Consider the following 22,504-nt stretch of genomic DNA (forward strand, 5'->3'; position numbering starts at 1 on the left):
ATAGGCTCTTTCCTCCGTCGCGATGACGGCAAGATTAGGGCCTGGCCCTAAGTCAGCGGTCGCGTTCCAGCGTGTAGCGGGCGATGTCGCGCAGCAGATCGGCCTCGGCGCCGTAAGGCTTGAGGTGCTCGATCGCCTGATCGACGAGCATGCGGGCCTGCTCCTTGGCGCGGTCCATGCCGAGCAGGGATAGGAAGGTCTCCTTGCCCGCCTCGCCGTCCTTGTGGAGCTTCTTGCCGACCAGGGCCTCGTCGCCTTCGGCATCGAGGATGTCGTCGGCGATCTGGAAGGCGAGGCCGACATCGCGGGCATAACCGCGCAGGCCGGTGCGGCCCTCCTGCTGAACCCGGCCGAGGATCGCGCCGCATTCCACTGCGCAGCTGATCAGCGCGCCGGTCTTCATCGCCTGGAGCCGGGTGACGGTGGCCAGATCGAAGGAGGATTTCTCGGCCTCCAGGTCCATCATCTGCCCGCCTGCCATGCCGGCCGGGCCGGCGGCGATGGCGAGGGTGCCCGTCAGTTCGATGCGCACGAACGGATCGGGATGCGTGCGCTCGTCAGCGATCACTTCGAAGGCGAGCGCGTGGAGGCAGTCGCCCGCCAGGATCGCGGTCGCTTCGTCGAACGCGCGGTGCACGGTCGGCTTGCCGCGGCGCATGTCGTCATCGTCCATCGCCGGCAGGTCGTCGTGGATCAGCGAATAGACATGGATGCATTCGAGCGCGAGCGCGGTGCGGGCGATGCAAGTCCTGTCGACGCCGAACAGCTGCGCGGTAGCGGAGGCGAGCAGTGGCCGCAGCCGCTTGCCGCCGCCGATCGCGGCGTGTCGCATCGCGCGGTACAGGCCCTGGCGCGGGTCGGTCGGGACGGCGAGCAGCAGGTCGAACTGGCGGTCCATCTCCGCCGAGACCTGGTTGAGCGCCGCCTGCAGCGCGAGGGAGGCGTGCGCCATGGGTGGGTTCAGCCGGCGGCGAAGGGCGCGGTGCCCGCGGCGCGGCCCTCGGCATCGGTGCGGATCGCCTCGATGCGGGCCTGGGCGGCATCGAGCCGCGCCGCGCATTGCCGGCGCAGCTGGTCGCCGCGCTCGTACAGGTCGATCGCTTCCTGGAGCTGGGCCTCGCCGCTCTCCAGTCGAGCGACGATTCGCTCCAGTTCCTTCAGCGCTTCCTCGAACGAGAGCGCAGTGACGTCCGCTTCTTCTGCCATGGCGACGCTATGCGCCGGGGCGCCCTGCGATTGCAACCGGGCACCGCGCTTCCTAGCTGCACGTTACCCCGGACCAGCCTCAGGAGACGCGCCCATGTTCACCAGCATCAATCCCGCCACCGGCGAGACGGTCGACACCTATCACGAGCTGGACGCGGACGGGATCGAGATGGCGCTGACCCGGGCCGAGGCGGCATTCCGCTCCTGGCGCGATTCGCCGCTGGAGGCGCGGACCGAGTTGCTGATCAAGGTCGCCGATGCCTGGGAGGCGAACAAGCAGCACCTCGCCGAGTCGGCCACGAAGGAGATGGGCAAGACGCTGGCCAGCGCCGTGGCCGAAGTCGAGAAGTGCATCAGCGGCTTCCGCCATTATGCGGCGAAAGGGCCCTCCTATATGGAGCCGACCACGGTGCAGATCGCGGGCGGCGGTCATGCCGTGGCGCGCTGGCTGCCGATGGGGCCGGTGCTGGCGGTGATGCCGTGGAATTTTCCGTACTGGCAGGTGGTCCGCTTCCTCGCGCCGACGATCATGGCGGGAAATGTCGGGCTGCTGAAGCACGCGTCGAACGTGCAGGGCTGCGCGGCGCTGATCCAGCAGATGATGAGCGCAGCAGGCGCGCCCGACGGGCTGTTCCAGAACCTGCCGATCAAGTCGGACAAGGTCTCGGCGATCATCGCCGACAAGCGCGTGGTGGCAGTGACGCTCACCGGCAGCGAGGGCGCGGGCGCGCAGGTTGCCCAGGCCGCTGGGCGCGCGCTCAAGAAGGTGGTGCTCGAGCTCGGTGGGTCGGACCCGCTGATCGTCATGCCCTCGGCCGATCTCGACCTGGCCGCGAAGACCGCGGTGACCGCGCGCGTCCAGAATGCCGGGCAGAGCTGCATCTGCGCCAAGCGGATGATCGTCCATGCCGACGTCTATGACGCGTTCCTCGACAAGTTCGAGGGCGGCATGAAGGCGCTGAAGATCGGCGATCCGATGGAGAAGGAAACGGGCATGGGCCCGCTCTCTAGCGTGGCCCAGCGCGACACGGTGCTCGAGCAGGTCAAGCGCGCGGTGGATGAGGGCGCGACGCTGCGCTTCGGTGCCGAGAAGCTCGACAAGGAAGGCGCCTGGATGACGCCGGGCGTGCTGATCGACATGGATCCCGAAAGCGATGTCGCCAAGGAGGAGATCTTCGGGCCCGTAGCCGCAGTCTACAAGGTGACGGACATCGATGAGGCGATCACCATCGCCAACGACGTGCCTTACGGCCTCGGCTCGTCGGTGTGGACGCAGGACGATGCCGAGATCGAGCGCTTCGCCCGCGATATCCAGTCGGGCATGACTGCGGTGAATTCGCTACTAGCCTCCACGCCTGAGGCGCCGTTCGGGGGCGTGAAGCTCTCGGGCCATGGCCGCGAGCTCGGGCCCTGGGGCATGCACGAGTTCATGAACCTGAAGGCCGTGATGTTCGGCAAGGTGTGAAGGCGGGGGACTAAATCAATTCCTCCCCCAGCTTGCTGGGGGAGGGGGGCCGCCGCCGAAGGCGGTGGTGGAGGGGCGCGGCGGGTCACCGCCGCATTCCGCGGCGGCCTCTCCACCATTCGCTGCGCGAATGGTCCCTCCCCGAGACAAGCTCGGGGAGGAATTAGGAAACCACGAACTTGCCCGTCATCCCGAAGCTCGCATGGAGCAGGTGGGTGCACTTGATCGGATAGGTGCCGGCCCTGGGCGCGGTGAAGTGGAGGTCGACGGCGGTGTCGCTGTCGAGCTCCACCTTGCCGTCCTTCACCTTGGCCCGTTCCGCCGCGGGCATCGCTGCCGCCGCGAAGAAATCCCTGGCGGCGAAGCTGTGCCCGCCGTTGCTCGTCAGGTGCAACACATAGCTCTGGCCATGAACCAGCGCGATCGTCGCGGGCGTGAACCTGAAGTTGGAGAGGGCAACGTCGATCCGCTGCTCGGATGCTGGCGCCGCCGCGAATAGCGCAAGCGCCAGCAGCGCCTTCACGCTGCCCGCTCCGCCATCACTTCGTTGATCAGGTCCTTGCGGCTCAGCTTGCCGATCATCGTCTTGGGCAGGCTTTCGCGCACCACGACTTCGCTCACCCTCTCGTGCTTGCCGATGCGCGCATTGAGCCATTTGCACAAAGTCGCACCGTCCACCGGCTCGGCATCCTCGTCGAGCGTGACATAGGCATGCGGCATTTCGCCATGATAGGCGTCGGGCAGGCCGATCACGAGCGCCTCCTTCACCGCCGGGTGCTGATAGAGCACGGCCTCGATCTGGCTCGGGAACACCTTGAAGCCGCCGACCGCGATCATATCCTTCAGCCGGTCGACGATCTTGATATAGCCGTCCTCGTCGATCAGCCCGACATCGCCGGTGCGCAGCCAGTGATCGTCGACGAACACTTCGGCATCGGCATCGGGGCGGTTCCAATAGCCCTTCATGATCTGCGGGCCGGAGACGACGATCTCGCCGGGCTCGCCTTCGGGCGGCGGGCGGGTCGGGTCTTCCTTGTCGACCAGGCGGACGCGGGTGGCGGCGAGGGGCTGGCCGATCGTGCCGGGCTTGTTCAGCCCGACATAGGGATTGGTGCAGACCACGCCCGAGCTTTCCGACAGGCCATAGCCTTCGATCACGCGCGCGCCGGTGACCTGTTCCCACTCGTCCTTGAGCTGGGCGGGCAGGGGGGCGCCGCCGGAGATGCAGAAGCGCAGCGAGGCGAAATCCGCCGCTTTCCTGCCGGGCGTGTCGAGCAGTGCCTGGTACATGGTCGGCACGCCCGGAAGCGCGCGCGGCTGGGTGCGGCGCAGCTCGGCCAGCGCCTGCTTGGCGTTGAAGCGCGGCAGCATCACGATCTCGCCGCCGGTCACCACGGTGCGGTTCAGCACGCAGGTATTGGCGAAGACGTGGAAGAAGGGGAGGACGCCGAGCACCCGGTCCTTGGCGGTGGCGACATCGGGGTCGAGCCGGGCGACCTGGCGGGCGTTCGCCGACAGGTTCTGGTGCGTCAGCACCGCGCCCTTGGGCGTGCCGGTGGTGCCTCCAGTATACTGGATCAACGCCACGTCGTTCTCGGGGTCGAGATTGGGGGATTCGCAGGCGCCGGCATTGGCGATCAGCTGCGAGAAGGCGAGGATGCGCGGGTCATGCGGGCGCTGCGCCACTTCGGCCCCGCGGAACAGCCGGTAGAAGAGCGACTTGGCGACCGGCAGGGCGCCTGCCACCGAACCCACCACCAGCCGCTCGAGCCCGCTCTGGTCGAGCACCTTGAGCGCGGTCGGCAGCAGCGCCGAGGCCGAGAGGGTGAAGAGCGCGCGCGTGCCCGAATCCTCGACCTGGTGGCTCAACTCGTCGGCCGTGTAGAGCGGCGAGAAATTGACGACCGTCGCGCCCAATTTGAGGATGCCGTAATAGGCGGCGACATAATGCGGCACGTTGGGTAGGAAGAGCCCGATCCGGTCGCCCGGGCCATAGCCCAGTGCCTTCAGGCCGCAGGCGACGCGGTTGGCCCCGTCCAGCGTCTCGCCATAGCTGTAGTGCCGGCCCATGAAATCGAGCAGCGGTGCCTGGGGATGCGCGCGGGCGCTTTCCTCGAACAGTTCGATCATGGATTTGGGCGGGAACTCGATGTCCCAAGCGCCGGGGTGGTTGTACGCGGTACGCCAGATCTGTTCGGGGTCAGTCATTGACACTGCTGTAAGCAAGCCTCTTTGGGGGTCAAGTCGTAAGCCGCTTGCTCCAGGTGACCAGCACCGAGACGGCCACCAGGCCGACGGTGAAGGCGGCTTCGAGCCGCTGCGGCGAAACGTCGCCGGCGCGCTCCAGGTTGATCTCGAGATTGGCGCGGCGGTCGGGGGAGGCGAGGGGGATCAGCGCCAATGCGGCAAGCGCCCCGAAGGCGATCTTCCTGGCTCGTCCCGACATGATGAACGGCATAGCCCGCAAGGGCCCGCCGGGCAAGCGATCAGGCGGCTTCGCGGCGCGCGCGGCGGGCGCGGTCGCGCCCCGCCGACTTGGCGTCGAACAGCGCGATGTCGGCGCCGCGGTAGAGCGTCTTCCAGTCGAGATCATTGGCGACCGGACCGGTACAGGCGCCGATGCTGGAGGTGACCTTGAGATCGAAGGGCATGCGCGTGGCGCGCAGCTTCGCCAGCAACTGCTCGGGCTCGATCGCGGCATCGACGGCGGTCAGGATCGCGAACTCCTCGCCGCCCAGCCGGGCGACCAGCGCGCCCTGCGGCGTGACGGCGCGCAGGGTGCGCGAGAACAGGCGCAGCACTTCGTCGCCGCCATCATGGCCCAGCGTCTCGTTGACGGTCTTGAAGTGATCGAGATCGGCGATCAGCAATTGCTGTTCGCCGGGTCGGCCGATCGCCTGGGCAAGGAAGGCCCGGCGGTTGAGCAAGCCGGTGAGCGGATCGGTGTCGGCAAGGCGGCGTGCCATCACTTCGCTGGCGATCGCGTCGTCGCGCTCGTCGCGGAGCAGCTTGATCCGGTAGGCGATGGCCAGGCTCGACATCAGCGCTTCCAGCGCCATCGAGAGCAAGGTCGAATTGTCGAGCCAGAAGCTCCACTCGATGACGTGGAAATTGGCGAGCGTGCGCAGCAGCGAGGTGAGGATCGGGGCGCCCCAGCCGATCGCGAACAGCCACAGATAGTTGGAACGCACCCGCCAGGCGCGCCACAAGGTCGGGCCGACGACTGCGCCGAGCAGCAGGAAGGTGGTGGTGAAGGCGGCATCGACGATCTGCACGTTGAGCGGTGCGAAGCAGAAGACGAGTATCCCCACGCCGAGCAGCGCGCCTGCGACGACATAGGCGAAGCGGCCGAGCCAGCCGGCGAAGACCTGGTCTTCGAAGAAGCTGCGCGCGAAGACCAATGCGCTCGCGCCGGTAAAGCCGAGCAGGAGATAGTTGAGCCGCAGCCGGTCGTTGTTGGCGATGTCCGGGAAGGCCCAGGCCAGCGCGCCCGAGGATGAGAAGACGTAGAAGAGCAGGCCCAGCGCCATCACGCAGTAGAAGAGCTGAAAGCGGTGGCGCAGCGCCCCCCACAGCGCGAGATTGTAGACGAGCAGCCCAAGGCACAACCCGGCAAAGCCCGCATAAAGCGCGGTCAGGGCGATATTGGAACGCTGGCTCTCCGTGCCTGTGACAAGGCGCGTGCCGAGCATGACGCCACGCATGTTCGCCGATCCCTCGACGTGCCAGAGCAGGCGGACGACCTTGGCCTCGCGGCGGTCGAGCGGCACTTCGGCTAGTGCGCCGAGCTGGATCCAGGGAGTGATGCCGCGTGCGTCCGTACGCTCGACGTCGATCTTGCCGTCGGCGTAGAGCGTGTGCAGCGCCACGCCCTGCTGCCACAGGCTGGCGAAGCGCACGAGCAACGGGTTGCGTGAGCGGGAGCGCTGGTCGATCTCCTGCGAGATCACCCAGAAATTGCCGGGGCCGAGCTTGTGCTGCGCCGTCCTGCAATCGAAGCGCTCGGGGTGGCGGATCAGCTCCGCGGGGTTCATTCCGCCGGTGTCCTTGAGCAGGCAGGTGGCGAGCGGGCGGCCCGCGTTCGACTGTGCCGCGGCAGGCGCACCCGTCCCCACGAGCGCGAGCAAGGCGCCGACCAGGAATGCAAGCTGCAGGAAACGCGACACCACCATGTCGCAGGATTACGCCGGACATGACGAACAACCGGTAAATGATGCGCACGCCGAAGCGTCTTTATGAAGCGCGGCAAGCACTTATCGGCCGTCCGGGGAACCGCACGCGGTGTGCAATTCCCCGGTGCCCGCCCGACTCAGCAGCCGCTGCCGCCCAGGCCAGCCGCCTTCTTGAGGAACCCGCCCAGCTTGGGCTTGCAGGCTTTGGGCTTCTCCTCGGGCTTGCCGCCTTCTTCATCGCCGTCCTGGCCGCGCATCATGTCGGCCATGTCCGGAATGCCGGGCATGAAATTGCCGGCCGCGCGGTACCGCACCTTGGCAGTCCATTTGGGGTGCCAGGCGATCTTGGGGTCCCTGGGCCGTTCGGGGAAGGCGAAGTTCGCCTCGGGACCATAGGCGTTGAGGAAGCCCATCATCACTTCGCCGCCCGCGGCCTTCACTTCTGCCGGGATGGTGCAGCTGGTCTGGCTGGGCGGCATCACCACTTTCTGCCCGATCAGCCGGCCGACCGTGGCGGGCGAGAGCCAGCTCCACAGGTCGCCGCCGAACTGGCGGCTGGCCGAGGAGGCCCACCAGACCATGTCGTTGCCGTCCTTGCCCTCCTTCGCGCTCATCGCCCAGGCATAATAGCCGGTCGCCGCGGGCACCGCGCCCCAGTTGAGCGGGATCGATCCGTCCGTCGCCGTGCCCGATTTCACGCGCGGCGTCTGCATGAAGTCCTGGGTGAGGGCGAAGGCGATCTCCGGGCTGTAATTGCCGGCGATACGGTGCTGGCCGATCAGCGAGGAATTGCCGCTCACCTTGGCGCGCGTCTTGCCGTTCGGCCAGTCGCCATAGGTGCGGCTGTTGCTGGCGCGCGGGCCCACTTCCGCGGCAATGCGGGCGCTGAAAAGGTCGGGCGGCACCTGGCCCTTGGCCAGCTTGGAGAAGTCGATCACCACTGGCTGACCGGGCCCGGCATGCGCGCTGCAACCCCAGAAGATCAGCAGCCGGCCCTTGGGACGCTGGAAATCGCCCTGTCCGGGCTCGTCCTTCTCCGGTTTGCCGGGCTCGGGCGTGACGAGCGGCACCGAGGGGCCCATGCGCATGCCGGCGGGCAGGAAGTGATCGGCCTTGGGCGCACCGCCCGTCGCGGGCATGCGCGAGCCCAGGCGCAGCGTCACGTCGCGCGTGTCGCCCCGGCCCATCATGCCGGCGGTGGTGGCGACATCCATCACATAGCGGGCCTCGGGCCCGGTATCGGCACTCTGCGCAACGACGATGCCGGCGACGAGCATGCTCGCCAGCGCCGTGCCCGCGCTCAGCAATTTCATTTTTCTCGAACGCATTCGGATTCTCCCTGGAAAGACCATGGCTGCGACCCGAAACGCGGGTGTTCCTTACGACATCGGAACGAAAAAGCAATGGTGTATTGGTCGCCTGCTACACGCCATAGCTGGCGGCTATGCGCGTGCGACGAAGCCGGACCATCATGGGACCGACCCGGCCCGGTAACCGTCCGATCACGCCAGCGCTCGCCGCGGAAGGCCAAGACAAAGCGGGCCGGGAGTTTCCTCCCGGCCCGCATCGTTTCTCAGGGTGTGGCCCAGTCTTACTTGGTCGCCTTGGCCGCCTCGGTCTTCTTGCCCTTTTTCGGCTTGGGTGCCGCCGGGCTGATCGCGAAGGACAAGGCGTTGTCCTTGAGCTTCACATTCACTTCGCCGCCATGGACGAGCTTGCCGAACAGCAGCTCCTCGGCCAGCGGCTGCTTGATTTTCTCCTGGATCAGGCGGCCCATCGGACGCGCGCCATAGAGCTTGTCATAGCCCTTCTGGGTGAGCCAGGTCTTGGCCTCCTCGTCGAGCTGGATGTGGACGCCGCGATCCGCCAGCTGCAGTTCGAGCTGGAGGATGAACTTGTCCACCACCCGGCTGACCACCTGCGTCGGCAGATAGTCGAACGGCACGATCGCATCGAGACGGTTGCGGAATTCCGGGGTGAAGAGCTTCTTCACCGCTTCTTCCTGCACGTCGTCGCGAGTCATCTCGCCGAAGCCGATCGATTCCTTGGCCATGTCCGACGCACCGGCATTGGTGGTCATGATCAGGATGACGTTGCGGAAGTCGACCGACTTGCCGTGCTGATCGGTCAGCCGCCCGTGATCCATGACCTGCAACAGGATGTTGAACAGGTCCGGATGTGCCTTCTCGATCTCGTCGAGCAACAGCACCGAGTGGGGCTGCTGGTCGACCGCATCGGTGAGCAGGCCGCCCTGGTCATAGCCGACATAGCCCGGAGGGGCGCCGATCAGGCGGCTCACCGAGTGGCGTTCCATGTACTCCGACATGTCGAAGCGCTGGAGCGGGATGCCGAGCAGCTCGGCGAGCTGCTTCGCCACTTCGGTCTTGCCGACGCCGGTCGGGCCGGAGAACAGGTAGTTGCCGATCGGCTTGTCCGGATCGCGCAGGCCCGCGCGGCTGAGCTTGATCGCGGACGACAGCACTTCGATCGCCTTGTCCTGCCCGAACACGACCCGCTTGAGGTCGAGCTCGAGGTTGGCAAGCGTCTTGGTGTCGTCGGTCGAAACGCTCTTGGCGGGGATGCGCGCCATGGTCGCGATGACCTGCTCGATCTCCTTGGGCGTGATCGTCTTCTTCCGCTTGGACGGCGGCACCAGCATCTGCATCGCGCCGACTTCGTCGATCACGTCGATCGCCTTGTCGGGCAGCTTGCGGTCGTTGATGTAGCGCGCGCTCAGCTCCACCGCCGACTTGATCGCGTCGGGGGTGTACTTGACGTGGTGGTGCTCCTCGAACGCCGTGCGCAGGCCGGCGAGGATCTTGATGGTGTCCTCCACCGTCGGCTCGTTGACGTCGATCTTCTGGAAGCGACGGAGCAGCGCCCGGTCCTTCTCGAAGTGGTTGCGGAACTCCTTGTAGGTGGTCGAGCCGATGCAGCGGATCGAGCCGCCCGACAGCGCCGGCTTGAGCAGGTTCGACGCGTCCATCGCGCCGCCCGAGGTGGCGCCGGCGCCGATCACCGTGTGGATCTCGTCGACGAAGAGGACCGCGTGGGGCAGCTTCTCGAGCTCGTTGACGACCTGCTTGAGCCGCTCCTCGAAATCACCGCGATAGCGGGTGCCGGCGAGCAGCGCGCCCATGTCGAGCGAGTAGATCACCGCTTCCTTGAGCACCTCGGGCACTTCGCCCTCGACGATCTTGCGCGCCAGGCCTTCCGCGATCGCGGTCTTGCCCACGCCCGGATCGCCCACATAGAGCGGGTTGTTCTTGCTGCGGCGGCACAGGATCTGGATCGTGCGGTCCACTTCGGGGCCGCGGCCGATCAGCGGATCGACCTTGCCGGCCTTCGCCTTCTCGTTGAGATCGACGGTGAACTGCTTGAGCGCGCTCTCGCCCTTGCCGGGCTTGGTTTCCTGCTTGGTCGACTTGTCCTCATCGGCGCCCTTGGGCGTGATCGATTCGGTGCTGCCGGTGCCGCCCTTGCCGACGCCGTGCGAGATGAAGCTCACTGCGTCGAGGCGGCTCATGTCCTGCTGCTGTAGGAAATAGACGGCATAGCTCTCGCGCTCGCTGAACAGGGCGACGAGCACGTTGGCGCCGGTCACTTCGTCGCGGCCCGAGGACTGGACATGGAGGATGGCGCGCTGGACGACGCGCTGGAAGCCGCTGGTCGGCGACGGATCGGTCGCCTGATCGACCTTCAGCGCTTCGAGTTCGGTATCGAGATAATGCGCGACGGTATTCTTGAGTTCGCCCAGGTCCACGCCGCACGCGCTCATCACCTTGCTGGCATGCTCGTCATCGACGAGCGCGAGCAGCAGATGTTCGAGGGTGGCATATTCATGGCGACGCGAGCTTGCGGCTTCGAGCGCCTTGTGCAGCGTCGATTCCAGGGCGGAGGCGAAACTAGGCATTCAGGTACAACTCCTGTGGGCCGGAAAGGGATACTCGACCCTGTTGATCCCTAATGTCGGGATCGTCGGGCCTCGCATCAAGCGCAGCGGCCCCGCACCGGAATTTTGTGTGGCGTATCGCCCCATCCGGTGCCGTCACGCTCATTTCCTAAATAGAGCGTCCGCGCTTGCGCGGTGATTAATGGCGAATGAAATTTTGCTTCGACTTCGATCGATTTCGGTCTGGAGGAGGGCGATGCGCTCCTCGAGCTCCTCCACCGAATAGGGGTCGAGATCCTGGCGTCCCAGCTGGGCAAGAAGGTCGTCTTTGCGACGCGGAAGATTTTCATCGGCTTCCATGAGGGCAGCGTTGACCCTGGCAGGCCCGATGTCAATAAGACCCAGGGGTTTCTCCTGCGTTTGAAAGCGACAAGCCGATATGGGTCTTCCGGAAACGATGCTGGCAATCGATCCCGAAGCACCCGGTGGGCCGGAGGTGCTGGTCCCGGTCGAGCGGCCCGTGCCGGCGCCCGGCCTTGGCGAGGTGCTGGTCAAGGTCGCCGCCGCCGGGGTCAACCGCCCCGAGGTGATGCAGCGCAAGGGGCAGTATCCGCCGCCGCCCGGCGCGCCTTCGATCCTGGGCATGGAAATCTCGGGCAAGATCGTTGCCGTTGGCGAGGACGTGCCGCGCGAAGTGCTCGGCCAGCCGGTCTGCGCGCTGATCGCGGGCGGGGCCTATGCCGAATATGCCGTAGCGCCGTACGGGCAGTGCCTGCCCGTGCCGCCGGTGCTGACGATGGTCGAGGCCGCGGCGATCCCCGAGACCTTGTTTACCGTCTGGAGCAACGTGTTCGAGCGCGCCTATGCGGTGGAAGGGGAGTGGATCCTCGTCCATGGCGGCACGTCGGGCATCGGCACGATGGCGATCCACCTCGCCAATCTGTTCGGCCTGACGATCATCGTTACCGCCGGGTCGGACGAGAAGTGCGAAGCCGCGAAGCAGATCGGCGCCGATCACGCGATCAACTACAAGAGCGAGGATTTCGTCGCGAGGGTGAAGGAGATCACCGGCGGCCAGGGTGTGAACATCGTGCTCGACATGGTCGGCGGCGATTATGTGCCGCGCAACCTCCAGTGCCTGGCCGAGGAGGGGCGCCACGTCTCGATTGCCGTCCAGGGCGGCATGCAGGCGACGATCCCGATCTTCGAGATCATGCGCAAGCGGCTGACGCTCACCGGCTCGACGCTCCGCCCGCGCTCGGTGGAATTCAAGACGCTGCTCGCCGACGAGTTGCATCGCACCGTCTGGCCGTTCGTGGCGGAAGGCAAGCTCAAGCCGGTGATCGACAAGGTCTTCGCCTTCGCCGACGCAGCGGATGCGCATCGGCGGATGGAGGGCGGCGACCATGTCGGCAAGATCGTGCTCCAAGTAGAGGAATAGCCCCGGCATTCGCATCTGGAATCGGGCAAGCATATCGGTAAGATCGTCCTCACCTTGGGGGAGGGGACTCATGAATCTGAAGAAGGATCTGCCGCTCAAGCTGGTCATCGGCGCGCTCGTGCTGATGCTGGCATGGTCGCTGCTGCTGTCGGACCGCTATTGGGTGCTCGCCGACCGCTCGACCATCGATGACCTGGCCGAGGTGAAGGTGCCGCCCGAGCTGGGCGACATGATCTCGCAGATCGACGACTTTGGGGTGCACGTCCGGCGCGAGCCGACCAAGGTGGAACGCTATCTCGACATGGAGCGGACTCGGCTCGGGCTCGAGGCGCCGGTGCCCTCCTATGCGCATATGAGCGCGCCCAGGCTCGGCTATTCGGCCCGCGAGATGACCTTCCTGGGCATGCCCTTCTGGTACGCGCGCGAATACGGCCATGTGCTGTTCTTCAGCTCGGACTGGGGCGTCGTCGCCGCGCCGCTGAACGATCAGGGGTTCGCCAGTCTCGACAAGGCCAATGGCCGCGATCTGCGGGCGAGCAGCATGATCCCTTGGTGGCGCCACCTCTGGGGCTGGCTGTTCCTGGCCGGCCTCGCGCTCGCCTTTTGGCTCTGGTACCGCCGCATGGTGCGGTGGCGCGAGGAGAACGGGATTATCTGATCCGGCCGCCTGCCTGAATCGGCTTTGGTGCGGCCGGCGCGAGCAGTTCGGCGACGATCGGGAACACCGCGCTTTCCTCCCAGGCGATCCGCGCGCGGAGCAGGCGAAGCTGTTCGCGCACCGCTAGGACGAACCCCTGGCGATCGGCCGGGATGGTCGTCGCCGTCCACACGCCATAATGCTCGCTGGTGCTCTGGCGCAGCTTGTTCAGGTCTTCGATGAAGCGCCAGGCGAGCGCCTTGTGCGCGGGATCGGCGCTGGCCTGCAGCGCGGCAGTGACGATCGCCTGCTTGTCGAGAACATGGCGGATGATTACCTGGCCCAGCGCATGGCGGGCGGCGGCGATCTGCTCGATGCCGGCAGCCGGATCGCCGGCCAGCGCGATGATCACCTCGGTCAGTCGCACCAGCTCGCGATGCTCGTGATGGATGAGGTCCAGGCCTTGCAAGATTTCTTCCCTTCCCTCTCTTTATAGAGGGGCGGGGCGGACCGGGCGCGATCGCCGCCGCGATCAGGTCCCCTGGGCGCAACCGATAAGCCCGGCTTGTAGTTGGGCCGGCGCTATTTGTTTGACCGCGGCGCGCGGATCGCGAGACAGGGACGCCTCGACAAGGGAGGGAATATGTCCGCGCTGGTGCTTCACGAATATGCCGCCTCCGGAAATTGCTACAAGATCCGGCTCACCGCCGCGCATCTGGGGATTCCGCTCGAGCGGCGCGAATACGACATCGTGAAAGGCGAGACGCGCACGTCGGAATTCCTCGCTCAGGTCAACGCCAATGGCCGTATCCCCGTGCTCCAGGTCGGGCCGGACGATTTCCTGCCGGAGAGCAACGCCGCCTGCTTCTACCTCGCCGATGGCAGCGACCTGATCCCGCACGACCGGTTCGAGCGCGCCGACATGCTGCGCTGGCTGTTCTGGGAGCAATATAACCATGAGCCGAATGTCGCGACGCTGCGCTTCTGGAAGATCTGGATCGGTTTGGACAATCTGAGCGACGCGCAGCGCGCCAACGTGCCGGTCAAGCAGGCAGCGGGCGAGGCGGCGCTGGCGCTGATGGACGAACATCTCACGCAACGCGACTGGTTCGTGATCGACCGGCTGACGCTCGCCGATATCGCGCTGTACGCCTATACCCACCTCGCGGAAACCGGCGGGTTCAGCCTTCAGCCCTATCCGGCGGTGCGTGCCTGGCTGGACCGAGTGGCGGCATTGCCGCGCCACATTCCATTCACCGCATGATTCGTCGGGCGGAAGCTGCCCATTATCCACATTCGTGTGACATCCGCGTGAACCGCGAGCGATTCCAAATGTCATATTTCGCAGCCATTTAGCGAGCCCAGGCAAGGGCAATTGCAGGGCTGGGCAAATGGCCACGATCACCAGGCTTCCGTTCGACGCGCAGCATATCGCGGATTTCCACGCATCGTCTCCGTCGATCCCCGAAAGGGCGATCACCGAGCGCAAGCGCTACCGCACCGTGTGGATTTCGGACGTCCATCTCGGCACGCGCGGCTGCAATGCCGAGATGCTGATCGACTTCCTCGATCACGTCGATTGCGACCTGATGTACCTGGTCGGCGATATCCTGGACGGCTGGGCGCTCAAGAAGCGCTTCTACTGGCCCGATTCGCACAACGACATCGTCTGGCGCTTCCTGAAGCGCGCCAAGCGCGGCACCGAGATCATCTACATTCCGGGCAATCATGACGAGATGTTCCGGCAATTCTCCGGACTGAACTTCGGCGGCGTCCATATCCGCCGCCAGGCGATCCACACCACTGCCGATGGCCGCCGCCTGCTCGTGCTCCACGGCGACGAGTTCGACGCGATCACGATGTCGCACCGCTGGCTCGCGCATCTGGGCGACGCCGCCTACGAGATGATGATGGGCCTGAACCGGGTGGTGAACCGTGTCCGCCGCTGGCTCGACATGCCCTATTGGTCGCTTAGCAAATACGCCAAGGCCAAGGTGAAGAACGCAGTCGAGTTCATCTCGAAGTTCGAAGAGATCGTCGCGCACGAAGCCGGTGCGCGGGGAGTCGACGGCGTGATCGCCGGCCATATCCACACCGCCGAGATGCGCGATATCGGGGGTATCGCCTATTACAATGACGGCGATTGGGTGGAGGGTTGCACCGCGCTCGTTGAGCACTACGACGGTACGATGGAAATTCTCCATTGGGCCGAAGAGATGGTGAAGCGCGAAAGCGAAGCAGCGTCCGGGGTCAGACTGGCGGCTGCGTGACGGCAACGGAGGTCGGACCCGTGCGGATAGCCATTGTGACAGACGCCTGGGAGCCCCAGGTGAACGGAGTCGTGCGCACCCTCCAATCGGTGCGGGGCGTCCTCGAAAAACAGGGTCACAAGATCATCGTGATCTCGCCCGACCTCTTCTATTCGCTGCCGTGCCCGACCTATCCCGAGATCCGGCTGGCGCTGGCCCGCGTCGCGAGCGTCGGTGCGATGCTCGAGGCGTTCGATCCCACCGCGATCCACCTCGCCACCGAAGGGCCGCTCTGCGTCGCCGCGCGGCGCTGGTGCATCCGGCACGACATGCCTTTCACCACGGCCTATCACACCCAGTTCCCCGACTATGTCTCGGCGCGCTCGGGCGTGCCGGCCGAGTGGATCTGGCGCTATATCAAGTGGTTCCATGCGCCGAGCCAGGCGATCCTGGCCTCCACCCCGTCGATCCGCCAGTCGCTGATCGCGCATGGCCTTGCCCATGTGAAGCATTGGGGCCGCGGCGTGGACCTCGCCAGCTTCCATCCCGGCCTGGCGCCGCACCGGGCGATTCAGGACCTGCCCGGCCCGGTCCAGCTCTATGTCGGCCGCGTCGCGGTCGAGAAGAATATCGAGGCGTTCCTGAAGACGACGCATCCGGGCACCAAGGTGGTGGTGGGCGACGGCCCCGCGCGGACCGCCCTTCAGGCGCGCTTCCCCGAGGCGAAGTTCCTCGGGCCTATGTTCGGTGCCGAGCTCGCCTCCGCCTATGCCGCAGCGGACGTGTTCGTCTTCCCAAGCAAGACCGACACGTTCGGGCTGGTGATGATCGAGGCGCTGGCGTGCGGCGTGCCCGTCGCCGGCTATCCGGTCACCGGGCCGATCGATGTGCTCACACCCGAGACCGGCGCGATGAGTGAGGACCTGACCCAGGCGATCGGCCAGGCGCTGACCCGGGACCGCGCCGCCTGCGCCGCCTATGGCAGGACCTTTACCTGGGAAGCCAGCGCGCGCCAGTTCATCAACGCGCTCCATCCGATGCACGGGGAAAAAGCCGCGGCTTGATGCGCGCTTCTTCCTTGCCCCCGCCGCTTTCTGGCATTAAGTCAGCGCCGTGACAGGCCGCCCGTGATGGGCGGCCCTTTCTATTTCTGGAGACTGTAAGTGGCCCAGCCGCTGATGCCCCATGCGACCGCTTCCTGGCTGGTCGATCAGACTTCGCTCTCGTTCGACCAGATCGCCGAGTTCTGTGGCCTGCACATCCTCGAGATCCAGGCGATCGCCGACGATACCGCTGCGACCAAGCTGACCGGCCGCGATCCGGTGCGCGCGCACGAGCTGACGATGGACGAGATCGAGAAGGGCCAGAAGGACCCGAACTACGTCCTCAAGATGCTCAAGGGCCCCGATCAGGTCCGCCGCACCAGGGGCCCGCGCTACACGCCGGTCTCGAAGCGCCAGGACAAGCCGGACGGCATCGCCTGGATCCTGCGCAACCATCCGGAGATCTCGGACGGCGCGATCGGCAAGCTGATCGGCACCACCCGCACCACGATCGCCGCGATCCGCGACCGCAGCCACTGGAACATCGCGAACATCACGCCGAAGGATCCGGTGACGCTCGGCCTGACCAGCCAGCGCGAACTCGATGGGCTTGTTGCCAAGGCAGCCAAGGCCGCCGGCATCGAGGCGCCGACCGACACCCGCCTGGAAGGCGACCGCGAGGCACTGATCGAGCAGCTCCGCGCCGAGCGCACCGCCGCGGCGCGCGAGGCCGATGCTACCGGCGAGGATGCCCCTGCCGCCCCGATCGAGCACACCGCCGAGACGCTGTTCCGCAGCAACAACGGCTAAGCTGGATTCCCCTCCCTGCAAGGGAGGGAGTTAGAAGGCTCAAGGTGTCATCGCGCTAAGCGTCTGGAAACAGCGCGGCATGGCGGGCGCAGATCGCGTCCCATAGCCCCGCAGCCTCCGGCACCTGCAATCCGAAGCGCTGGTCGAGCCGCTCGACCAGCGCTTCTGCGTTCTGGAGCAGTTCGCGCGTCTCGCCCTCTGGCCCGCGCTCGACCAGCACGCGGCCCCGCAGGTTGATGTGCCGGTCGCCGCGGCGCTGCTGGACCACCAGGTTCTGGACGAAGGGCGATTCGGGCACGGTCTGCAGATCGCTGCAGCGTTGCGCGAACAGCGCCTCGTCGGCGGGACCGTCGCTGAAGTCGTAGCTGAACGGATCGCCCGCGCCATAGCGCTCCTCGAAGCGCCAATGGCCTTCGACCTCGCGCAAGCCGACGCGGTAGGGCGGGTGGTTCTCCGCGCCTGCCATCAGCGGCAGCGGACCGGTCAGGATGCCGCCAAAGCCGACATCGACCAGGCAGGGTTGCCCTTCCAGCGTCACGACCAGCGCAAGGTGGTTGCCCATCGCGCCTTCGCCCAACACTTGCCGCATCACGCCGCCGGAGATGCGGCGCACCTCAAAGCCCAGCGCTTCGAGCACGCGGCCGAACAGCCCGTTCTGCTCGAAGCACCAGCCGCCGCGTCGCCGGGTCACCAGCTTGTCGAAGATCGCTTCGGGCTCGATCGATACTTGCCGGCCGAGCTGTACGTCGAGATTCTCGAAGGGAAAGGTCGCCAGATGCGCGCGGATCAGTGCGGTCAGCGCGGCGCGGTCGGACTTGGCGGGCCGCGCCTGGCCGGTCCGCGTGAAATAGGCCTCGATATCCATGCATCTCCCCGCTCAGGCGCGAGGAATGCCGGGCGCATCCGGCGATGTCGAGCCCTCGCGGCATGACGGGAGCGGACGGGGCGTGTAGCCTAGCGTCCGCGACTCGGGAGGGGCTCCCGGGCGCGCCTGCGACAAGCGTGGAGAGACCGCATGTGTGACGAGCTGACCGCCGCCGATAACGATCGTTTCCTGATGACTCGCCGCGAGTTCGGCGCGGGCGCGGCGGCGGTGGGCATGGTGGCGCTGCTGCCGGTTCCCGCCAATGCGGCCGAGGTCAAGGGCCGCGACGTCACCATCGTCACGCCGGACGGCAGCTGCGATGCCTATTTCGTCGCGCCGACCACCGGCAGGCATCCCGCCGTGATCGTCTGGCCCGATATCTTCGGCCTGCGCCCGGCCTTCCGGCAGATGGCCGACCGCCTCGCCCAGTCGGGCTATGCCGTGCTCACCGTCAACCAGTTCTACCGCTCGACCAAGTCGCCCTTCGTCACCGAAGGCCAGGGCTTCGACGACGCGCTCAAGGCCAAGGTCGGCCCCTGGCGCCAGCTTCTCACGCCCGATGCCACGACGCGCGATGCCAAGGCATTCGTCGCCTGGGTCGATGGCCAGAAGGAAGTCGACAAGAAGCGCGGCATCGGCAGCACCGGCTATTGCATGGGCGGGCCGATGGTCATGTACACCGCCGCGGCGGCGCCCGCGCGCGTCCATGGTGGCGCGACCTTCCATGGCGGCGGGCTCGCCGCGGACGGCCTGATCGCGCTGGTGCCCAGCATGAAGGCGCGCTGGCTGATCGCGATCGCCGAGAATGACGACGCCCGCGCGCCGACCGACAAGGACAAGCTCAAGGTTGCCTTCGCTGCCAGCAGCCAGCCTGCCGAGATCGAAGTCTACAAGGGCACGATGCACGGATGGTGCCCGCCGGACAGCCAGGTCTACAATGCCGACCAGGCCAACCGCGCCTGGGACCGGCTGCTCGCGACCTTCGCCACGCTCTGACGATCTGAAAGGAAATCCCATGGCGGACGATCTGACCTTCTACACCCATCCCCAGTCGCGCGGACGCATCGCCCGCTGGGCGCTGGAGGAAGCCGGCGCAGCTTATGAGACGCGGGCGGTGGAATACGGCACCACGATGAAGGGCGAGGACTATCTGACGGTCAACCCGATGGGGAAGGTGCCGGCGATCGTCCACGGCGGCCATGTCGTCACCGAGTGCGCAGCGATCTGCGCCTATCTTGCCGAGGCGTTCCCCGAAGCCGGTCTCGCTCCGAACGCCGAAGAGCGCGCCGATTATTACCGCTGGCTGTTCTTCGCCGCGGGCCCGGTCGAGCAGGCGGTGACTAACAACGTCGCCCAGTTCGTGCCCTCGCCCGAGCAGGGTCGCATGTTCGGCTATGGCAATTTCGAGAAGACGGTCGATGTGCTGGAAAAGGCGGTCTCGGCGAACCCGTACATCGCCGGCGACCGCTTCACCGCGGCGGACATCTATGTCGGCTCGGCGATCGGCTGGGGCACGATGTTCGGCACCCTGCCGAAGCGCGACGCCTTCCTGGACTATTTCGGCCGGCTGAGTGAGCGCGAGGGGTACAAGCGCGCCGGGGCCAAGGACGATGCACTGGCGGCGGAGCTGGAAGCTGCAAAGGCGCCGGCCTGACCCATTGCAATGTAGGATTTCGCGTGTTTGCCTGCCGCGGCTGGGTCAGCAGACCAGCCGCTCTTTGAGGCTGTTGGGAAGATAGGATCACGCGCGCGCAAGGATGTTGCGAGATGCGGCGCATTTGCGGGAACAGTGTCAACTGAAGCGCCGCGAAACCCCCGCCTTGGGCATGTACTTTGTCGACTTTGGCGAGTCGGTGCGGCGGACGAAATAGGAAGAGGGCCTAACCGTCCAGCCGCTCCATCCGCGCCGGCAGCTCGGACATCACGGCGTCTCGGTCGGCCTGGTCGGTCTCGCCCCAGCGGGCGATCTCGTCGAGCGTGCGTGCGCAGCCGATGCACCAGCCGGTGTTCGCGTCCATCACGCAGACGCTGACGCATGGGCTCTCCACGATCGGCACATACTCGATCATTTCGTCCACCGCGCGAGCCAGTCGGCCACTTCCTGCGGTTGCATGATACGCGCGTCGCTCAGGCCAAGTGTTTCCTTGACGTTACGCAGCGCGCCCGTGCGCGGATCGACGACCAGGATCGCCGGCACGGCGCCGAGCGAGGTACTGCCGAAGCGGCGAGGCAGGTCGAGATTGCGGTCGAACTGGCCGATATCGACCTGCACCAGCTCGAAGCGGCGGGCCATCCACCGGCGCATGTCGGGCAGTTCGAAAATGCCGGCGAGCACGCGGCAATCGACGCACCAGTTCGCGCCGAAATCGACGAGCAGCAGCTTGCCCGACTGCTTCGCCCGGGCGATCGCCGCGTCGATGTCCTTCCGCGCATCGCGGCCGGAATCATAAGGCGCAGGCAAAGGTTGCGCCAGCTGCGCGAGCGAGCGTGCCTTGAGCCGGGGCGCGGCGGCCTGGGCCAGCGCGGCACCCGGCAGCGCCAGCAGGGCCAGCGCAAGCACCAGCCCTGCGCGGCGGCTCATTCGGCAGCGAGCGTGTAGTTCAGGAAGTCGGGGATCGGGCCGTTCCAGCCGTCGTCCGGCCCACCCGCATCGTCGTCGCGACGGCGATGATCGCGGCGCGGCTGCTCGTCGCGGGGACGACGCTCGCGGCGCGGTTCCTCACGGCGCGGCTCGTCGCGGCGGGCCGGCTCGCGCCGGGGCTCTTCGCGACGCGCTTCGGGAGCAGGGGCTTCCTCGGCACGCGGCGCTTCGCTGCGCGGCTCCTCCTTCTTGCCGCGCGAACGCGGACGTGCGGGCGCCTTTTCCTCGTCGGTCTTGCGGCCACGACCGCGGCCGCGCGGGGCTTCCTCGCGCTCTTCCTCGGCAGCGGGGGCAGGGGCAGGCGCGCCCTTCAGCTTGACCCGCTCGATCTTGTGGCCGGTGAGCTTCTCGATGTTCGCGATATTCTCGGCGTCTTCCGAGGTGACCAGCGTATAGGCTGTGCCCGTCGCGCCCGCCCGACCGGTGCGGCCGATGCGGTGGACATAATCGTCCGGATGCCAGGGCGCGTCGAAATTATAGACGTGGCTGACGCCCTTGATATCGAGACCGCGCGCGGCGACGTCGGAGGCGACGAGGATGTTCACGTCGCCCTTCTTGAACCGCTCCAGCTCGGCGATGCGCGCCGACTGTTCCATGTCGCCATGGATCTCCGCCGAGCGGAAGCCCGAGCGCTGCAGGCTCTTGTTGAGCTCGCGCACCGTGGTCTTGCGGTTGCAGAAGATGATGCCGGTCTGGACGTCGTCCGCTTCGAGCAGCGCGCGCAACGTCTCGCGCTTCTTCGCCGCCGTCGTCTCGACGACCCGCTGGGTGATGTTGATGTTGGTCGATGCCGGGCGCGCCACTTCGACCCGCTTGGGATCGTTGAGGAACTTGTCCGCCAGCTTCTTGATCACCGGCGGCATCGTCGCCGAGAAGAGCAGGGTCTGCCGGCTCTTGGGCAGCTTGGTGCAGATTTCCTCGATGTCGGGGATGAACCCCATGTCGAGCATCCGGTCCGCCTCGTCGATAACCAGCAGGTTGCACTGGGTGAGCAGGATCTTGCCGCGCCCGAACAGGTCCATCAGCCGGCCCGGCGTGGCGATCAGCACGTCGACGCCCTTTTCGAGCGCCTTGACCTGGTCGCCCATCTGCACGCCGCCGATCAGCAGGGCCATGGAGAGCTTGTGGTGGGTGCCGTACTTCTCGAAATTCTCCGCCACCTGGGCGGCGAGCTCGCGCGTCGGCTCGAGGATCAGCGAACGCGGCATCAGCGCGCGGGTGCGCCCTTCGCCGAGAATGTCGATCATGGGGAGCACGAAGGCGGCGGTCTTGCCGGTACCCGTTTGTGCGATGCCGATCAGGTCCTTGCCCATCAACACGCTTGGAATGGCCTGGCGCTGGATCGGGGTCGGCTCCGTATAGCCGGAGTCGGTCACTGCGCGCAGAAGTTCGTCTGAAAGGCCGAGATCGGCAAAGCTCATGCAATTTTCCGGAAAATCGACGTGATAAAACCCACGCTCGAAGCCTTCACGCGCTTGCGGATTTGTCAGGGAAAGTCAAGCGTAGAGGTGTGTCTGGAGGCGCTTTGGCGTGCTCAGCGCGCCAGTTCGAGCGTGCGGAAGCCTTCGACGTCGCACGAACGGCCCGATCGGACGCGGAACGCATCGCGCCCGGCGCAGATCTTCTGGTCCTTGTTGGTCTTCACATAGAAGCCCGAATAGAAGCCCAGCGCCTGGCAGCTGCGGCCCAGCTTGGCGCGCAGCAGCGTACCGTCGCGCAACACCAGATCGACGCTGTCCGGCGTGTTGACTCCCGCGAAGCCGGAAATGTCCTGGATCTTCACGCAGTCCTTGGTCTTCTTCTCGATCACGCGCGGTGCCCGGCGCACCACGATCGTCGCGCTGCTGGTTATCGTGACGCGCGGCACAGAGATCGTCACGCGCTCCTGCTGTTGCGACTGTTGCTGCTGCTGGAGGCGGGCCGTGACCGAAAACCAGTCGGGTGCGCCAGCGGGCGCCGCGGCTGGCGCGGCGCCGAGGAGCAACAGGCTGGAGGTGACGGCAAACGGATTCGGCATTTCGCGTTGGTTATGTACGACCTAGGTTTGAACAGTGGATGAACTGCACGCCGTCGTGCTAGCCCA

At 66.3% G+C, this 22,504-nt stretch carries 24 protein-coding genes; 9 read left to right on the top strand and 15 right to left on the bottom strand.

Translation table 11 applies throughout. The features are described 5' to 3' along the window. Positions 1 to 52: 52 nt before the first annotated feature. Together AC1RPL_RS11465 and AC1RPL_RS11470 are read right to left on the bottom strand one after the other, a co-directional pair. A complete protein-coding gene (locus AC1RPL_RS11465; RefSeq protein WP_493069434.1) occupies positions 53 to 952 on the bottom strand; it encodes a polyprenyl synthetase family protein in 900 nt (299 codons plus the stop codon). Between the two features lie 8 nt (positions 953 to 960). Beyond that, positions 961 to 1,206: an exodeoxyribonuclease VII small subunit gene (locus tag AC1RPL_RS11470; protein WP_493069435.1), complete on the bottom strand. Its 246-nt coding sequence runs from the start codon at positions 1,204 to 1,206 to the stop codon at positions 961 to 963. Positions 1,207 to 1,300: 94 nt separating this feature from the next. Between AC1RPL_RS11470 and AC1RPL_RS11475 the strand changes: the two genes are divergently transcribed. Beyond that, on the top strand, positions 1,301 to 2,671 hold the full coding sequence (locus AC1RPL_RS11475) for an NAD-dependent succinate-semialdehyde dehydrogenase (RefSeq protein ID WP_493069436.1): 1,371 nt from the start codon (positions 1,301 to 1,303) through the stop codon (positions 2,669 to 2,671). 163 nt (positions 2,672 to 2,834) lie between these two features. On the opposite strand, the gene AC1RPL_RS11480 is transcribed toward AC1RPL_RS11475, so the two are convergent. The 7 genes from AC1RPL_RS11480 to AC1RPL_RS11510 form a co-directional block, all read right to left on the bottom strand. Next, positions 2,835 to 3,194, bottom strand: a complete 360-nt coding sequence (locus AC1RPL_RS11480; RefSeq protein WP_493069437.1) for a copper-binding protein — start codon at positions 3,192 to 3,194, stop codon at positions 2,835 to 2,837. Beyond that, a complete protein-coding gene (locus AC1RPL_RS11485) occupies positions 3,191 to 4,879 on the bottom strand; it encodes a long-chain-fatty-acid--CoA ligase (RefSeq protein ID WP_493069438.1) in 1,689 nt (562 codons plus the stop codon). The genes AC1RPL_RS11480 and AC1RPL_RS11485 overlap by 4 nt, the downstream gene beginning before the upstream one ends. A 31-nt stretch (positions 4,880 to 4,910) precedes the next feature. After that, positions 4,911 to 5,117 (bottom strand): hypothetical protein, encoded by a 207-nt coding sequence (locus AC1RPL_RS11490; RefSeq protein ID WP_493069439.1) that lies wholly within the window; start codon positions 5,115 to 5,117, stop codon positions 4,911 to 4,913. 40 nt (positions 5,118 to 5,157) lie between these two features. Continuing rightward, positions 5,158 to 6,837, bottom strand: a complete 1,680-nt coding sequence (locus AC1RPL_RS11495; protein WP_493069440.1) for a GGDEF domain-containing protein — start codon at positions 6,835 to 6,837, stop codon at positions 5,158 to 5,160. A 143-nt stretch (positions 6,838 to 6,980) separates the two neighbouring features. After that, the gene (locus AC1RPL_RS11500) at positions 6,981 to 8,171 is read right to left on the bottom strand and encodes a hypothetical protein (RefSeq protein WP_493069441.1); all 1,191 of its coding nucleotides are present in this window, start codon (positions 8,169 to 8,171) and stop codon (positions 6,981 to 6,983) included. Positions 8,172 to 8,434: 263 nt separating this feature from the next. Then, the gene (gene clpA, locus AC1RPL_RS11505; RefSeq protein ID WP_493069442.1) at positions 8,435 to 10,756 is read right to left on the bottom strand and encodes an ATP-dependent Clp protease ATP-binding subunit ClpA; all 2,322 of its coding nucleotides are present in this window, start codon (positions 10,754 to 10,756) and stop codon (positions 8,435 to 8,437) included. A 141-nt stretch (positions 10,757 to 10,897) separates the two neighbouring features. Further along, the gene (locus AC1RPL_RS11510; RefSeq protein ID WP_493069443.1) at positions 10,898 to 11,095 is read right to left on the bottom strand and encodes a DUF1192 domain-containing protein; all 198 of its coding nucleotides are present in this window, start codon (positions 11,093 to 11,095) and stop codon (positions 10,898 to 10,900) included. Between the two features lie 97 nt (positions 11,096 to 11,192). Between AC1RPL_RS11510 and AC1RPL_RS11515 the strand changes: the two genes are divergently transcribed. Then, complete coding sequence (locus AC1RPL_RS11515) at positions 11,193 to 12,176, top strand: NAD(P)H-quinone oxidoreductase (RefSeq protein ID WP_493069444.1); 984 nt, start codon at positions 11,193 to 11,195, stop codon at positions 12,174 to 12,176. 70 nt (positions 12,177 to 12,246) lie between these two features. Beyond that, positions 12,247 to 12,834, top strand: coding sequence for a hypothetical protein (locus tag AC1RPL_RS11520; RefSeq protein ID WP_493069445.1), 588 nt, complete (start codon positions 12,247 to 12,249; stop codon positions 12,832 to 12,834). Here AC1RPL_RS11520 and AC1RPL_RS11525 read toward each other — a convergent pair. Next, on the bottom strand, positions 12,827 to 13,282 hold the full coding sequence (locus AC1RPL_RS11525; protein ID WP_493069446.1) for a hypothetical protein: 456 nt from the start codon (positions 13,280 to 13,282) through the stop codon (positions 12,827 to 12,829). The two genes, AC1RPL_RS11520 and AC1RPL_RS11525, sit on opposite strands and share 8 nt — an antisense overlap. A gap of 174 nt (positions 13,283 to 13,456) precedes the next feature. On the opposite strand from AC1RPL_RS11525, the gene AC1RPL_RS11530 reads away from it, so the two are divergent. The 4 genes from AC1RPL_RS11530 (at position 13,457) to AC1RPL_RS11545 (ending at position 16,915) form a co-directional block, all read left to right on the top strand. Continuing rightward, positions 13,457 to 14,077, top strand: coding sequence for a glutathione S-transferase family protein (locus AC1RPL_RS11530; RefSeq protein ID WP_493069447.1), 621 nt, complete (start codon positions 13,457 to 13,459; stop codon positions 14,075 to 14,077). A 127-nt stretch (positions 14,078 to 14,204) separates the two neighbouring features. Next, complete coding sequence (locus AC1RPL_RS11535) at positions 14,205 to 15,083, top strand: UDP-2,3-diacylglucosamine diphosphatase (RefSeq protein WP_493069448.1); 879 nt, start codon at positions 14,205 to 14,207, stop codon at positions 15,081 to 15,083. Positions 15,084 to 15,103: 20 nt separating this feature from the next. Beyond that, on the top strand, positions 15,104 to 16,126 hold the full coding sequence (locus AC1RPL_RS11540; protein WP_493069449.1) for a glycosyltransferase family 4 protein: 1,023 nt from the start codon (positions 15,104 to 15,106) through the stop codon (positions 16,124 to 16,126). Between the two features lie 99 nt (positions 16,127 to 16,225). Continuing rightward, positions 16,226 to 16,915 (top strand): DUF1013 domain-containing protein, encoded by a 690-nt coding sequence (locus tag AC1RPL_RS11545; RefSeq protein ID WP_493069450.1) that lies wholly within the window; start codon positions 16,226 to 16,228, stop codon positions 16,913 to 16,915. Positions 16,916 to 16,970: 55 nt separating this feature from the next. Here AC1RPL_RS11545 and AC1RPL_RS11550 read toward each other — a convergent pair whose 3' ends face one another. After that, a complete protein-coding gene (locus tag AC1RPL_RS11550; protein WP_493069451.1) occupies positions 16,971 to 17,780 on the bottom strand; it encodes an arylamine N-acetyltransferase family protein in 810 nt (269 codons plus the stop codon). A gap of 150 nt (positions 17,781 to 17,930) precedes the next feature. On the opposite strand from AC1RPL_RS11550, the gene AC1RPL_RS11555 reads away from it, so the two are divergent. Together AC1RPL_RS11555 and AC1RPL_RS11560 are read left to right on the top strand one after the other, a co-directional pair. Continuing rightward, a complete protein-coding gene (locus tag AC1RPL_RS11555; RefSeq protein WP_493069452.1) occupies positions 17,931 to 18,776 on the top strand; it encodes a dienelactone hydrolase family protein in 846 nt (281 codons plus the stop codon). A gap of 19 nt (positions 18,777 to 18,795) precedes the next feature. Further along, on the top strand, positions 18,796 to 19,434 hold the full coding sequence (locus AC1RPL_RS11560; protein ID WP_493069453.1) for a glutathione S-transferase family protein: 639 nt from the start codon (positions 18,796 to 18,798) through the stop codon (positions 19,432 to 19,434). A 226-nt stretch (positions 19,435 to 19,660) separates the two neighbouring features. On the opposite strand, the gene AC1RPL_RS11565 is transcribed toward AC1RPL_RS11560, so the two are convergent. The 4 genes from AC1RPL_RS11565 to AC1RPL_RS11580 all read right to left on the bottom strand — a co-directional run bounded on the left by AC1RPL_RS11565 (position 19,661) and on the right by AC1RPL_RS11580 (position 22,438). Then, positions 19,661 to 19,849 (bottom strand): DUF1289 domain-containing protein, encoded by a 189-nt coding sequence (locus AC1RPL_RS11565; protein WP_493069841.1) that lies wholly within the window; start codon positions 19,847 to 19,849, stop codon positions 19,661 to 19,663. After that, positions 19,846 to 20,361: a thioredoxin family protein gene (locus AC1RPL_RS11570; RefSeq protein WP_493069454.1), complete on the bottom strand. Its 516-nt coding sequence runs from the start codon at positions 20,359 to 20,361 to the stop codon at positions 19,846 to 19,848. The genes AC1RPL_RS11565 and AC1RPL_RS11570 overlap by 4 nt, the downstream gene beginning before the upstream one ends. Further along, on the bottom strand, positions 20,358 to 21,842 hold the full coding sequence (locus tag AC1RPL_RS11575; RefSeq protein WP_493069455.1) for a DEAD/DEAH box helicase: 1,485 nt from the start codon (positions 21,840 to 21,842) through the stop codon (positions 20,358 to 20,360). Before AC1RPL_RS11575 ends, AC1RPL_RS11570 begins: the two co-directional genes overlap by 4 nt. 113 nt (positions 21,843 to 21,955) lie before the next feature. Continuing rightward, entirely contained in the window at positions 21,956 to 22,438 is a 483-nt protein-coding gene (locus AC1RPL_RS11580; RefSeq protein WP_493069456.1) for a hypothetical protein, read from the bottom strand. Positions 22,439 to 22,504: the final 66 nt, after the last annotated feature.

The organism is Sphingomonas sp. GW821-FHT12D09 (assembly GCF_058807215.1).

Coding starts and splice junctions, on each gene's coding strand:
- clpA (WP_493069442.1), bottom strand. CDS start 10,756: ATGCCTAGTTTCGCCTCCGCCCTGGAATCGACGCTGCACAAGGCGCTC.
- AC1RPL_RS11510 (WP_493069443.1), bottom strand. CDS start 11,095: ATGGAAGCCGATGAAAATCTTCCGCGTCGCAAAGACGACCTTCTTGCC.
- AC1RPL_RS11530 (WP_493069447.1), top strand. CDS start 13,457: ATGTCCGCGCTGGTGCTTCACGAATATGCCGCCTCCGGAAATTGCTAC.
- AC1RPL_RS11570 (WP_493069454.1), bottom strand. CDS start 20,361: ATGAGCCGCCGCGCAGGGCTGGTGCTTGCGCTGGCCCTGCTGGCGCTG.
- AC1RPL_RS11465 (WP_493069434.1), bottom strand. CDS start 952: ATGGCGCACGCCTCCCTCGCGCTGCAGGCGGCGCTCAACCAGGTCTCG.
- AC1RPL_RS11555 (WP_493069452.1), top strand. CDS start 17,931: ATGTGTGACGAGCTGACCGCCGCCGATAACGATCGTTTCCTGATGACT.
- AC1RPL_RS11520 (WP_493069445.1), top strand. CDS start 12,247: ATGAATCTGAAGAAGGATCTGCCGCTCAAGCTGGTCATCGGCGCGCTC.
- AC1RPL_RS11500 (WP_493069441.1), bottom strand. CDS start 8,171: ATGCGTTCGAGAAAAATGAAATTGCTGAGCGCGGGCACGGCGCTGGCG.
- AC1RPL_RS11475 (WP_493069436.1), top strand. CDS start 1,301: ATGTTCACCAGCATCAATCCCGCCACCGGCGAGACGGTCGACACCTAT.
- AC1RPL_RS11575 (WP_493069455.1), bottom strand. CDS start 21,842: ATGAGCTTTGCCGATCTCGGCCTTTCAGACGAACTTCTGCGCGCAGTG.
- AC1RPL_RS11565 (WP_493069841.1), bottom strand. CDS start 19,849: ATGATCGAGTATGTGCCGATCGTGGAGAGCCCATGCGTCAGCGTCTGC.
- AC1RPL_RS11485 (WP_493069438.1), bottom strand. CDS start 4,879: ATGACTGACCCCGAACAGATCTGGCGTACCGCGTACAACCACCCCGGC.
- AC1RPL_RS11560 (WP_493069453.1), top strand. CDS start 18,796: ATGGCGGACGATCTGACCTTCTACACCCATCCCCAGTCGCGCGGACGC.
- AC1RPL_RS11580 (WP_493069456.1), bottom strand. CDS start 22,438: ATGCCGAATCCGTTTGCCGTCACCTCCAGCCTGTTGCTCCTCGGCGCC.
- AC1RPL_RS11515 (WP_493069444.1), top strand. CDS start 11,193: ATGCTGGCAATCGATCCCGAAGCACCCGGTGGGCCGGAGGTGCTGGTC.
- AC1RPL_RS11490 (WP_493069439.1), bottom strand. CDS start 5,117: ATGTCGGGACGAGCCAGGAAGATCGCCTTCGGGGCGCTTGCCGCATTG.
- AC1RPL_RS11470 (WP_493069435.1), bottom strand. CDS start 1,206: ATGGCAGAAGAAGCGGACGTCACTGCGCTCTCGTTCGAGGAAGCGCTG.
- AC1RPL_RS11535 (WP_493069448.1), top strand. CDS start 14,205: ATGGCCACGATCACCAGGCTTCCGTTCGACGCGCAGCATATCGCGGAT.
- AC1RPL_RS11550 (WP_493069451.1), bottom strand. CDS start 17,780: ATGGATATCGAGGCCTATTTCACGCGGACCGGCCAGGCGCGGCCCGCC.